The 12,313-nt window shown below is 59.0% G+C and carries 9 protein-coding genes and 1 pseudogene; 2 read left to right on the top strand and 8 right to left on the bottom strand.

Annotated features, from left to right (window positions below; all coding sequences use genetic code 11):
- Nucleotides 1-25: 25 nt before the first annotated feature.
- From ACTF4R_RS12385 to ACTF4R_RS12375, 3 genes and pseudogenes are all read right to left on the bottom strand, one after another.
- Nucleotides 26-598: a metal-dependent hydrolase gene (locus ACTF4R_RS12385; protein ID WP_440008190.1), complete on the bottom strand. Its 573-nt coding sequence runs from the start codon at nt 596-598 to the stop codon at nt 26-28.
- 399 nt (nt 599-997) lie between these two features.
- Nucleotides 998-1,976 (bottom strand): annotated as a pseudogene (locus tag ACTF4R_RS21180) (DUF7972 family membrane protein).
- 209 nt (nt 1,977-2,185) lie between these two features.
- Complete coding sequence (locus ACTF4R_RS12375; protein ID WP_440008187.1) at nt 2,186-2,425, bottom strand: DUF2061 domain-containing protein; 240 nt, start codon at nt 2,423-2,425, stop codon at nt 2,186-2,188.
- A gap of 451 nt (nt 2,426-2,876) precedes the next feature.
- Between ACTF4R_RS12375 and ACTF4R_RS12370 the strand changes: the two genes are divergently transcribed.
- The gene (locus ACTF4R_RS12370) at nt 2,877-4,730 is read left to right on the top strand and encodes a cation:proton antiporter domain-containing protein (RefSeq protein ID WP_440008185.1); all 1,854 of its coding nucleotides are present in this window, start codon (nt 2,877-2,879) and stop codon (nt 4,728-4,730) included.
- Between the two features lie 146 nt (nt 4,731-4,876).
- On the opposite strand, the gene ACTF4R_RS12365 is transcribed toward ACTF4R_RS12370, so the two are convergent.
- Complete coding sequence (locus ACTF4R_RS12365) at nt 4,877-5,926, bottom strand: DUF7972 family membrane protein (protein ID WP_440008184.1); 1,050 nt, start codon at nt 5,924-5,926, stop codon at nt 4,877-4,879.
- A 340-nt stretch (nt 5,927-6,266) separates the two neighbouring features.
- On the opposite strand from ACTF4R_RS12365, the gene ACTF4R_RS12360 reads away from it, so the two are divergent.
- Nucleotides 6,267-6,599 carry an FxLYD domain-containing protein gene (locus ACTF4R_RS12360; protein ID WP_440008183.1) on the top strand — a complete coding sequence of 111 codons (333 nt, stop codon included), beginning with the start codon at nt 6,267-6,269 and terminating at the stop codon, nt 6,597-6,599.
- A gap of 627 nt (nt 6,600-7,226) precedes the next feature.
- Here the strand turns inward: ACTF4R_RS12360 and ACTF4R_RS12355 are convergent.
- The 4 genes from ACTF4R_RS12355 to ACTF4R_RS12340 all read right to left on the bottom strand — a co-directional run bounded on the left by ACTF4R_RS12355 (nt 7,227) and on the right by ACTF4R_RS12340 (nt 12,148).
- Nucleotides 7,227-8,540, bottom strand: a complete 1,314-nt coding sequence (locus tag ACTF4R_RS12355) for an MFS transporter (RefSeq protein ID WP_440008181.1) — start codon at nt 8,538-8,540, stop codon at nt 7,227-7,229.
- 884 nt (nt 8,541-9,424) lie between these two features.
- Nucleotides 9,425-9,955, bottom strand: a complete 531-nt coding sequence (locus ACTF4R_RS12350; protein ID WP_440008180.1) for a 2'-5' RNA ligase family protein — start codon at nt 9,953-9,955, stop codon at nt 9,425-9,427.
- A 285-nt stretch (nt 9,956-10,240) separates the two neighbouring features.
- Entirely contained in the window at nt 10,241-11,104 is an 864-nt protein-coding gene (locus ACTF4R_RS12345) for a CPBP family intramembrane glutamic endopeptidase (RefSeq protein ID WP_440008178.1), read from the bottom strand.
- Between the two features lie 57 nt (nt 11,105-11,161).
- Nucleotides 11,162-12,148 carry a winged helix-turn-helix domain-containing protein gene (locus tag ACTF4R_RS12340; RefSeq protein ID WP_440008177.1) on the bottom strand — a complete coding sequence of 329 codons (987 nt, stop codon included), beginning with the start codon at nt 12,146-12,148 and terminating at the stop codon, nt 11,162-11,164.
- Nucleotides 12,149-12,313: the final 165 nt, after the last annotated feature.

Here is a 12,313-nt window from a genome sequence, read left to right as displayed (position 1 = left end):
TCGGCCGGAGACGAGCGGCGGCCGGCTACTGTCCGCTGTCCGTCCGCCGAACGTGCGCGATACCGGGCGCACCGTCGACGAGCCAGAGCGCGAACGCCAGCAGGTACGGCACCGAGTAGAGGGCGAGAAAGAGCAGATGCTTCGTGGTCAGTACGGACTGGAAGAACTCGCCGAAGATGCGGTCGATTCGACCGAACAGCGTCGTCTCGTGGCCGTACGGTGGAAGCGTGACGACGGGCCAGAGGAGTCGGTCGAGCGGCGAGATACCGCGCTTGGGCACCGCCAGAATCGCGTCGCCGAGGAGGTGCGACCAGTAACCGGCGGTGAACGCGACGCCCACGTCGAATCTGCTCCGAGAAGCCGTCAGGGCGAGGACGCCCAGACCGACCGGGACGGCGACGAGTATCGAGTGCGCCACCGAGTACCCCTGCGGAAAGAGGCCGAGCCCCCACGAGAGCGGCTTGTCGACGAGGTCCGGCAACTGCGTTCCGAACAGCAACGCGACGACGACCGCAGGACCCGCGGGCGGGTCGCCTGTCACGAGCCGATGGCCGAGCGAGTACAGGACGTAGCCGAAGGCGGCGTGGCCCCACGGCATCACGGCGACATCACCGACCGGCGCGTATCCTCGATACACGGCGAACCGGCGGTGTCGGGACCGACCGCGCGACCGGGGTCTTCGTCCGGGAATCTCATCGCCGGTGAGTAACGACCCGAGACGGAAAAGTACACACCATCGCCGGTTTTCGGTCGGTGGAAGTTGACGATTCACAGGTGCCGGCGGCCCGGCGAGAGGGGAAAATCGCCGATCGGAAGCTACTGCGTCGCTGGAGCGGCGAAATCCGCTCCCGGTGGGCAGGGGCCCAGTGGGTTCGCTACGACCGTAACTGAACGTGACGTCACCGCCCAGCGCTCGTTAGTCCAGTGGTCAGGTAGCCCCGCTGGATGGGCCTCGAAGTACTCGACGACGTGGTCGGGCGACAGCGAAACGGAGAGCCTACTCCGCCAGAAGGAACGGGCCGGTTGCGACCGTACGCTCGGCCACGACAGCCAGGGGGAGGACGTACACGCCGAGAAGAACGCTCGGGGTCATGATTATCGGGATGGTCAACGCCGCTACCGGCCGAATGTACGGTTCCGGAACTTTGACTCCCCCACCCGAAGTGTAGAAAAGGAGCAGCAGTATCGCTATGAGAATCGACGGGATGCCAGTGTAAACGATGTACCGCGAGAGGCTGGCGAGTTGCTGCTGGATAGTCAGGGTCTTGAAATACTGCCGGGCGACGGGCACTGCCTCGAGTATCGTCGAAACGTCCTCCAGTATCGCCGAAATACGTTCGGGAAGAGCGCTCAGCTCGGTCCGAAGCTGTTCCACAGCTACTGTATTTTGCACGTACGTTTCTTGTGAAAGCTCTGATACGATGTAGAGGGTTTCCGTCCGCTCGTCCTTTACGAGGTCCTCTATAGCCTTCGAGTAGTTCTGAAGCGATGCCGCGCACTCTTCGATCGCCTCGTGGTGTTTTGGATCGACCGTGTCGGCACTTTCGACGATGTTCCTCCGCGCGCGCGTGAAGTGCGCGCGCGATCACCGCCAGGAACTCCCGTGGATTCACCGGCGGCCTCGGGTCGTCCGTGACGTCTCGTACCTGCTGGCGGAAATCGATCGTTCCCCGTAGCCGTCTGTTGATTTCGGTTGGAGAAGCGAACATTCGCGAGAGGATGAGTTGATTGATGGAAAGCGTCACCGTAAAAAGCGTCAGCTGGCCGGCGATGATGCCACCAAGTAGTGTGGGCATCGAACTCGACGGACCGACTTCGAGAACGTTAAACTGGATCAGAAAGATGCTCAACGCCCATATCAGCCCGAGCACTAAACCTGCAATCAGAAGCCGGTGCCCGCGAAACAGCAGCCACTCGGTAAAAGCGAACTCACCCTCCTGTAACGATGGCTCGTTGTCGGGCAACGTTTCCCGCATAGAAACTGATAGCGAGGGACACGTATGAATGCTACTGACGTGGTTGAAGGGGAGAAGAAATTCTTACCGAACGTATCGTTAGAGTAGCTTCGTAGAGATATTGGTTCGACGGCAAATCTATCCGAACGTCGGAATCGAGCGCGCTAACGGTCGACGCGCGAACGACAGTGGGAAATTGGCGACAGAGCGTCTACCTATCTCCGGAAAGTTCAGTCGGTGGACGAAATTCCCCACGCGATGTGGTCCCAGAGCCTCTCGTAGGCGTAGTAGGTCACTGTTTTTACGACGTTGGTGACGACACCGATATCGAGCGCATCGCCGACGTTCCCGACGACGAGCCATGCAACGGTGACTGTAATCAACAGCATGAAAAGCCGATAACACAGCGTCTTGGTAATCGCTCGTAACCGGGCCTGGCGAGGAGAGCGAGAAGCGAGCCATCGGAGCATAGAGAAGGTGTCTATTTCGACACTAATAAGTAACCGCCAATAGTTTCATGTTGTCCGTTTCGTAACTGAAACCAGTTACAGAAGTGCGAAAGCCGATGGTCTGATGACAGTTCGATAGAGAGGTTCCACGGCAAAGGTATCGGACGACGAGCCACCGTCCGAAGCGACCGTGATCTTCGACGAACCCGGCGAAACGAGACGCCTGTACCGACGGATGCAGGAACACCGTGAGAAGCAGGGGAAAGAGCGAACACGGATCCGACCCGTCTCGAGTCTCCTGCCCACGCCTAGTCCATCCACATGCAAACGACGGACTACGTCGGTGACTACAACTAAGAAACCGGGGGGCTGCTACTGGAACACCGCTCGCTTCTTCGGACGATGGACTGCTCGAAAATGGTCATAGAGGTTTACCGATTGTATGCGGTAATCCGAGAACGGACCCAAACCCGTGGCCGCTACAGTCGAGTTGATCACGGTCGTCGTTACGATCTTGGGACTGGGAGTCGCTGCTCAAGTCATCTCGGACCGGTTCCGTGTTCCGAGCGTGATGCTCCTCATCCTCGCAGGCGTCGCTGTGGGACCGGAGGGACTCGGCATCATCACACCGAATATCTTCGGTGAGGCACTTCCGGCGATTGTTGGGCTCAGCGTCGCAATCATCGTCTTCGAAGGAGCCTTCCATCTCCATTTGGAGCATCTGCGCGAATCTCCGAGGGAGACGCTCCGCCTCGTCACCCTCGGCGCAGTCATCTCTCTCGCTGGAACGGCCATCGCCGTGCGATATGCACTCGACGCTCCATGGGACGTGGCGCTCTTGGTCGGGTCGCTCCTGGTAGCGACCGGACCGACGGTCATCACGCCCATCACGAACGTCGTCCCCGTGCGTAACCGCGTCGCCACCACGCTCGAAACCGAAGGCGTCGTCAACGACGTCACGGCTGCGATTCTTTCCATCGTGATGTTCGAATACGTTCTGCTGGAGACTCGCGGACTCCCGACGCTCGTCCGCGAATTCGGGGTGCGGTTCGGAGTCGGTGTTCTTGTCGGGAGCATCGTCGCGGGCATCGTCTGGTATCTCCTACACCACGTGAGGCTCTCTGTCGAGAACGCACCACAGAACGCACGGTTGATCGTCCTCATCGCATCCCTCGTCATGTACGGTGGGGCCGAACAGATCGCCTCGGAAGCAGGCATCGCCGCCGTCGCGGCAGGTGGATTCATCCTCGGAAACACCGACTTGCCGTATCGAGATGCAGTCGAACGATTCAAGGGAGATATCACACTCCTCGTGATCGCATTCATCTTCATTACCCTCGCCTCACTTCTCTCTCTCGGGGACTTACTCGCGCTCGGAATCGGGGGAGTAATCGTGGTCATCGCAGTCGCCGGCGTGATTCGTCCCGCCCTCGTTATGCTCTGCACCCGTGGAGGTAGCCTGACACTGAACGAACGGCTCTACGTCAGCGCAATCGGCCCGCGAGGAATCATCCCGGCCAGCGTCGCAACCCTGTTCGCGCTGGAAATACAGCCCCAGAACCCGCAAGTTGCGACGACGCTCGTCGGGACGGTCTTCCTCGTGATATTCGTGACCGTGGTCTTTGAAGGGGGCCTGGCACGTCACCTCGCACAGGCACTGGACGTGATTCCGATGCGGACGATCATCATCGGCGGCGGACGCGTCGGGCGAGCGCTTGCCGAACGGCTCGAGGAACGCGATGAGGACGTTGTGATCATCGACAACGACGAGCAGGCCGTCGAAGGGCTCAGGGCGGACGGGTTTTCCGTTCGACACGATGACGGCGCCAGTCAGGACGTTTTGGAGGCCGTGGGGGCCGGGAACGCGAAGGTAGTAGCGGCGGCGACAGGCGAAGACGATGTCAACCTTCTGATTGCCCAACTCGCCAAGAACACGTTCGACGTCGAGACCGTGGTGGCCCGCGTGAATCAGCCAGGCAACGTCGACGCGTTCGAAGATCTCGACGTCGAAGCAATCTCGGCCGGCATGTCCGTCGCGTGGTCGATGGACAACGTGATCGAGCGACCCGCGATCTCCCGCTGGATGACCGAGTTAGGCCGAACGGGCGACGTACAGGAAGTCGAAGTCACGACAGATACGATTGCCGGCAAGACGGTGTCAGAGCTCATGATCGACATCCCGGAAGACTGTCACCTCGCACTTCTCAGTCGAGACGAAGTCAATCAACTCCCTCATCCAGAGGATACGATCGAGCACGGTGACCATCTGACGTTCATCGGGCGAACAGAAGCAGTCCGTCAAGCCATCGAGCACTGCACCGGTTGAGACCCGTCACTCGAAGTACGACCGGTCGCGTCTTCCTCATCGTCACGTGAGCCAGTGAGACCGGGCAAGGCGGTCAACGGGGCTCGTTGGGTTAACTATGCAGACATCGAGGTTATCCGTCTATTTTCGTTTTATCCGTTCCTACTTTAATCAGTATCGTTGATTGTAACTTGGACCGATTTTTCATTGGAGGGCCGCTGTAGGAGCAGCGGTCCAACTGTCGAAGTCCGCCGAGTTACGGTTGCAGTCCGCAGGATGAACACAGCGAGCAGTACGAGGGGAACGAGAACGATAGTCACGAGCAACGACGTCACGTACGGAAGGAATCTGGTGCTAATCGTCGCACCCCCGATGTCGCCGTACAAGAGTGCAATGGAGATCGATGACAATACTGCCGGAATTCCACAGTAGATAGTCAACTGCGAGAATTTTGCGAGTTCGCGCTGAAGATAGACCGTTTTGAGATGCTCTTGTGCCGTGCTAAACAAGCGTATCGTGTCGATCAACTCGTCGAACGTCGCTGCCGTCTCGTCCGTGAGTTCCGAGGCGTCGTTACGGAGTCGTCTGGCCACGTGAATCTGCCAACCATCGGCATATTCGACCGCTACCGAGAGAGCATCGAACGCCTCTACATCGGACTGATCGAACGCTTCATCGATCCATTTGGTGCTGTCCTCGACGCTTTTCGCGTACTGCGTAACCTGCTGTCTGAACTCCTCGTCGGTACTGTTTGCAACTGAGTCAGACAGCTCACTCGCTCGATCACCGATAGCCTCTGCGAGCACCTCGACTACTCGTGTCGGCTCTACCGGAGCCGTTGATACGCCCGTCTGTTCTTCGAGATCTCGTCGAAACTCCATCACGCCGCTGAACCGGTTGCGGTGTTCACTCGCCGGAGAGAACTCCTGAGACAAAATCAGCTGGTTGACAGAGACGACGAGCGTGACGAGCGAGAACGTGCCTGCAATCATCCCACTCGCCATCCGGGTCACTGAATTATCGTTTGTGAACGCAACTGCTCCGATGGAGTTGAGGACGAGAATAAGTACGAAGACACCTACCGAAATGCCGATGGTGAGGAACAGCCGGTCTCCATCTACCTTCACCCATTCGAGGAGCCGATTTCGTAACGCCGACCGACGTTCCATGTTCGTGTCGGGCGGTTCCCCTGCCGGTTCAGATTGCGTAGAATCCATAGGGAACGTACGAGTTGATAACCCAAAGTAGATTTCCCAGAAGGCTTATTTTACTCTTCGAAATCATAGTCCAAAGTACTACCACGTGCCTCCGGAGATCGGAGACCAGATTCAAATGATTTCCGTCCGTCTCTTCTCCCGTGTCGTTTCCCAGTAATAGTGAGAGGGTCGAGCGAGGATGATGGTCCGCTCAGATCACAAGACCCGTCGTCGTTTCTTGACCTTGTGTGGCGGAGGTGCAACAGCCGTTCTGAGTGGCTGTACCGGAATACGGGACGAACCGACGTACCAAGAGGGACGAGTAAACCAAACCGGCGGTGATCAGCGGACAGGAGAGCAGATGGTCGCTGCGGAAGCGCTTGCTATTACGGAGGCGAACGAAAATGCCAGCCCACTCGATTCACTCACGTTGGAAGACCACGAGTTCGTCGTCGAGGACGGCTACAAGGGGCCGACGGTCCAAGGTGTCGTTTCGAATACTGGGACTGAGTCGGTAGAGTTAGCTGAAGTCCGTGTCCGTGTGTACGATGCGAACGGAGCCCAGCTCGGTCGCTATTTGGATAGAACTGGCGAAATCGATGCGGGGACACAATGGCGATTTGAAGCGATTCTCCTGGACTCGACGAGTGATATTGCAGAGTACGACGTCGCAGTTCTGGGAATTTCTCGCTAAAACCGCATCCGCGCTCGTTGCGTCGAGAATAGTCGTCTGAGACTGCCTTCACTCGCTAGCGGTGGAACAGTAGCCGAACTAAATCTGCCAGCAGAAGGGTGTTGATACTCGGTATTCGGCGAGAGGACTCGTACATCGGCACCCCAGCCAGAAACGGAGACGAAACCGGGCGACACCCTCGTCCTCTATGGCCAACAAGATAGCCTCGGGGAGCTTTCTGACCGCCGAGCAGGAGATGCCGTCCACGATGAAGAGACGCTCGAACAGCACTACGGACTCCGCATAGATCGAGAACGGGGTACCGGGGGTGGGTCACTTCCGGTTATAGGTCTAAGCGGAAGTGGGCTTGTTACGCGCTGAGTGGCGAAAACCGCAAGAAGGCGTCGGGGATACCCGGTGATAAATCTCATAATGCTATAGGAAATCGGCGGGTTTTGGAAGTCGAGACTACAGCCCGCATTGCGGGGCTGTGATGCGCGACTTCGACTGAATTGACGACCGAAGCCGTTCTCGACGAAGCCGTGAGGGTCCGGTTCGTGCTAATACAACAATCTGTTCTCCACTCACTCGACGGTCTGGTCATAGAGCCCCTCCTCGAACCAAGTAAGAGATAGGATGTGCACTGGCCTACTCGGAGCTATTCGCCGGCGATGGAGCCGTCTCGCGGCGGACAAACTTCTCTTCTTTAATATTGTCAACTGCTGGTAGGCGGCGTAAGCGAGGTCGGAGGCTGAAGTAGAGACTGACGAACGCAAAGCTGAACGCAGCGACTGCCATCGTCGGAACGACCCCGAAGGTGCTCCCTGCAATTCCACCGAGGAGCGACCCGAACGGCACCGTGAGAGTTGCTACGCTCGCGTCAACAGATGTGACCCTGCCAAGGAGATCATCGGGGGTGACCGTCTGTATGAGCGTCTGGCCCATCACGTTCGTGACACCCATCGGAACTCCTGTCAGAGCAAACAAAACGACCGTCAGTGCCGGCCACGGTGAGTAGACCGCGACGATCCACATGACGAATCCGATTCCGAGTCCGACGATTCGGATCGAGCCATACCTGATGTGGGTCAGTCGGGAGGCGACCAGCGCGCCGGTGAGCCCCCCGGCCCCGATTGCCCCGAGTAAGGCACCATAGAGTATCGAGCCACCACGAGCAGCTGCGAACCCTGGGAGAACAGCGAGCATCACACCGGTGCCGAAGTTGGTGACCGCTGTGGTGAGCATCATTTCGGTAAACACTGTCCCTCGAAGCCACTGCACTCCATCTCGGAGGTCAGATAGATATCCGGAGACGTCGATTGCAGCCGTTTCGTCGGTCGCATCGGACCGCTCGGGAACGGTAACACCGGTGAACGAGAGAACTGCGACGACGAACGTGATCGAATCGAGAACGAACAGCGAGACCGCTCCGATCAGAGCAATGAGGACACCACCGAGTGCATCGAACACCATGTTCGTTCCCTGATTGGCGAACGAGAACGCGGAGTTGGCACGAGTCAACTGGCTCTTATCGACGATTCGAGGAAGCGCCGCGTTCTGAGCTGGATACACGAACTGATTCAGAAACGAGAGGAGAGGGATCGTCAGCAGAACTAGCTCGACAGTGAGACGATTGAAGTAGGCCGCAACAGGTATCGATAGAATGAGAACGGCCTGGATTAGCTGTGTCCAGACGAGGGTCCGGATAAGCGGCCATCGGTCGACGAGGGGTCCAGAGACGAACTGAAGTGCTGGCGGCAAGAGAAGCAACGCTCCGGCGAGACCCGTATAGAAACTCGACCCCGTGAGGTCGTATACGAGCCATGTGCCAGCAATCGTGTAGAGGCTATCGCCAGCGTTCGTGACGAACCGCCCGAACAACAGACGGAGAAAATCCCGGTTGTTCCAGGGAGACGATTTATTTGTGTCCGCAGTGGCCACTGCGTCCTGTTGCTGGCTCATGGCCACCTCCCCAACGAGAAATACGTCAGTAGGTTGTCAGCGAACGCGAGCGAATTTCCATCGCTGCAGAGATTACAGCTGTGGGTCCGGGCGGCAAGAGAGAGGACTACTGATAGTCTATCGACTGGTGCTGGCTCGTGGGGCGAATCGATTCGGCGTCCAGAGAGTGTCTGATCGTTGGCGACCAGAGACCCGATGGCGGTCTGCATTTGTGTTGGTGTTCATGGTGAGTAAGTGCGACTACGGAACCCGTAGTGAAGTGAGGCGACCCGGGTGCTGCTGCTATCCGGCCGTCGCTATGCAGTTGCGACGACTGCAACGAGAGGAATGAACGGACGTGCAGCCAAGTGGGTCATAAGAGGGAACTGAGTGAGTCAACACTGGTCAATTTCTTATATGTGTCGGTTAAGCACAGTCGTGCGTCATTAGATAACATATATCATATAATAAAATCGGGAGTGGCCTGTCACAGTGACGTACGTTTCGCTCTGCATTGAGTGAACCAGTCGCAACTTCTGGGTGGGTATCGGGAGTCGAGACTACGACGGCTACAGAGAATCTATGATGCGGGATTTCGGACGGACTGGTGAGCGGAAACTGCTGCAAATCGAGTCTCGAGCGCTCAGCCTTGTCATATTAATCACTTTCTGTCGAGGTTCTCGAGACCGCAGGCAGCGATGCCACTCGGAAACACGGCGTTCGGCCGAATTGGGCGGCTTTCTCCCCGATTCCCGACGCCTTCTTCAGTAAAGCGAGTGTTATCGGCGCGTGTTCGTACCCATCAGCCAACTCCACCCGGACGAGCAAATCGGCCGTCCGAAGCTGCTACGAGACGCTGGATACGACACGCGCAAGAACGCGTCTGACTGCTCAGTACGGTCTGTTCAGAGATCGACAGACGCCACTACTTCGTACTCGCTTCTATCTGCCGGTGGCCGAGTGATCGTAATATTATCTACGGTGAAATCCCATTCGAAATCGTATTCCAGGAGGAACGAAACGATGTCACGAGTTCGCTCATCATCGACGTCGAGTGCGAAGCCCACGTGTGGAAACCATCTCTGCGGTTCGTAGTATGGCTCTGGTGCCGTTCCCAGATTCTCGACCGCCCGTACGACGTCAGAGTGGAGCGCTGTGAGTTGAGGGGATTTAGCGACCGGGAGCCAGACGACGTTACCGGGGAAGATGCCGATACCATCTGTATGGACAGAAAACGGAGAGTGCTCTTCCGTAGCTTCCTCGACGGCTGCTTCAACGGTTGCAGTATCGACGTCATCGTCCAGCGCGTACAGGGTAAAGTGCGGAAAGGGGTTGACGTACTCGTCGACGCCGAATTTATCTACTAACTCGTCCCGGATGGATTCGACGGTGCTGTAATACGGGTCAGGAAGCGTAGGTCCGATGATGGTAGCCATACTTCGATATCCTCAAATATTTGCAATAAATATTCTGCTGTTAGTCTGAGAAGCAGTACGCACGAAGCGTCCCAGTTTTGGAACCGATAATTGTCGAAAGGCCGGCATCAGCTGAGTCAGCACCATCGGTTATCTGTCCCGTTAAAACGCCACCTCGCGGTCAACGATTTTCCAGGTCCGTGTGTCGATTTGGAACGAGGGCGTCGACCGAGGCCAACCGCTGACGGGGCGATAGAGATCGCAGCCACTCTGACGATGCCCTGTCTGCATCGAGAGCAGGGCCAGTCACTTCGAGTGACGGGTCGACGATGCGGAGCCCACGCCGGGTTCGTCGCAGTCGACAGTCGGAACCACGTCCGTGACGAGGTCGGCGTCTCCGAGGTACTGCCGACCGAACAGAAGCACCACTGCGACGGCAACCAGGACGGTCAGGGCGTCCTGTGCCAGCGGGACGCTCGTCGTCGTCTCCCAGGGATAGGCGAGATTCGTCAGCCAGTGAAACAGGACCATCAGCGGCACGCTTCCACCGGACCCGTTGTACACGGCGGTCATGACCACCGAGGTTGCCATCAGTCCGACGAACAGGCGCACCAGCGTAACCGGCATGGAGCCGCCACCACGAGCGAATTCGGCAGCCGCAATCACCGTGGCCGGCGCGTGCCAGACCGACCAGACGAATCCGAGGATAAGCGCCGCGCCGAGGCCACTGTACCGCCGTTGCAAGACCGGGAGTGCGAGACCGCGCCACCCGAGCTCCTCGATGGGGCCCTGCAGGAGGCGCAAGCCTGCCGTCGTCAGGAACGCCGCGAGCCAGCCGTCGGCCAGACGGAGGTCTGGCCCACCGAGTACCGCAGTGAACGCGGCGGCCACGAAGTAGACGGCCGGGATACCGACGACGACGGCTGCATACCACGGCCACCGACCGCGGACCTGCGAGATACGACGCCCGTAATCGCGGACGCCCTCCCGTCCGTAAGCGATGCCGACGACGACGAACGCGGCGGTCGCGGGCGCCCAGACGACGAGGAACGCCAGCGGAGAGTATCCGGCGAACGTCACCTCGAACGGGAGAACCGGGGCGAGAACCAGCAAGATTCCGGGGATGCCCCACGATATCGCGAACGTAAGGGCGAGGAAGGCCGCGAACACGTGTCGGCTCGTCCACGTAGTGAGGCGCGTTCCGAAAGCGCGTTTCACGGCAGCGGCTCACCCCGCGGAGGAGCGACGCTCCACGCGACTGACCGTCGCGTCCGGATCGATCTCCGCGACGACCGTCTCGCCGGCGTGCTCGAATCGCATTTCGAGTCGGAGCGGGTCCTCCGAGAGGACGGTCGCATCGAACGCGTCCATCTCCCCCCAGACCTGCGAGCCGTGGCGGGTCGAGACGTCGAACCCGTGTTCGGCGAAGAACCCCTTGACGACGGGGTGGAACGTCGCGAGCGTCGCACCGGATACCTCGGCGACGCCGCCGCAGCGGCGACACTCGAACTCGGCGTGCGACGGCTGCGGGTCGTCCTCGGTGCCTCCGGGAGGGCTGGCGAGTTCTCCGTCCAGTCGTCCCGCACAGATGGAACAGAACCCGTCGGTGATCCGTGTCATGAGCTGGTGCCACCAGCGGGCGAACGCCTGTGGCAACTCCTCATGTTCGAACTGGTCGAGGCTGCCGGCCGGGAAGGAGAACCTGGCTCCCTTCTCGCAGTCGGTACAGCGGAAGTCCGCTTTCTCGTCGTCGTAGCTGACGACCATCTCGCCGCCACAGAGCAGACAGTCCCACCCGACCGAGATGGGGTCGACGGTCGCCTTCGTCGTGTAGGTGCCCGCGTACATCGCTCCGACGACCTGCTTGCCGGCGTGAGTCAGCTCGTAACCGTCGGATTCGCGAACGAACGACCCCATCAGCTTGCCGAGGTGGTAGTTGAAGTTCCCGCTGTCCGCGACGTCGACGCGCTCGTACAACGAGGAGAACGCGAGCGCCTCGTTCGGGGTTTCGCCGAGCGCTCTGAGAATCTCGACGCGCACCCCGCTGGAGAGCAACTCGAAGACCTCGACCGGCGACCGTTTTTCGACGACCACGGACGGGTCGTCGTCGGGAGCCCCGTCGGACATGTGTTCGTCGTCGCCGTCGAACGCCATTTCGCTTGTGATGCGCTCCGACCCGAGCAGGCGAGCGTTGCCGCACCCACCCGATGTCATTTCCCCAACAGTAATCGGCTGCGGATTACACTTATGCAACGTCGCTCCCGCAATCGAATACGATGACAGACACGTACGCCGTTCGAACCGGTTCGAGCGGCGACCGACGACGGGACGTACCGCGACGGGTGTAGGACGAAGTCGCTACCCCGACGAGAATTTCCG

This window comes from Halomicrococcus pelagicus (genome assembly GCF_051917725.1).
GTDB lineage: Archaea > Halobacteriota > Halobacteria > Halobacteriales > Haladaptataceae > Halomicrococcus.
Note: the sequence above shows the minus strand (reverse complement) of the source record. Positions and strands in the feature narration are given on the sequence as shown.

Bases quoted from the DNA above. Each gene is read 5' to 3' on its own strand.
- ACTF4R_RS12350 (WP_440008180.1), bottom strand. From the start codon at position 9,955: ATGGCTACCATCATCGGACCTACGCTTCCTGACCCGTATTACAGCACC.
- ACTF4R_RS12365 (WP_440008184.1), bottom strand. From the start codon at position 5,926: ATGGATTCTACGCAATCTGAACCGGCAGGGGAACCGCCCGACACGAAC.
- ACTF4R_RS12360 (WP_440008183.1), top strand. From the start codon at position 6,267: ATGGTCGCTGCGGAAGCGCTTGCTATTACGGAGGCGAACGAAAATGCC.
- ACTF4R_RS12355 (WP_440008181.1), bottom strand. From the start codon at position 8,540: ATGAGCCAGCAACAGGACGCAGTGGCCACTGCGGACACAAATAAATCG.
- ACTF4R_RS12385 (WP_440008190.1), bottom strand. From the start codon at position 598: ATGCCGTGGGGCCACGCCGCCTTCGGCTACGTCCTGTACTCGCTCGGC.
- ACTF4R_RS12340 (WP_440008177.1), bottom strand. From the start codon at position 12,148: ATGACATCGGGTGGGTGCGGCAACGCTCGCCTGCTCGGGTCGGAGCGC.
- ACTF4R_RS12375 (WP_440008187.1), bottom strand. From the start codon at position 2,425: ATGCTCCGATGGCTCGCTTCTCGCTCTCCTCGCCAGGCCCGGTTACGA.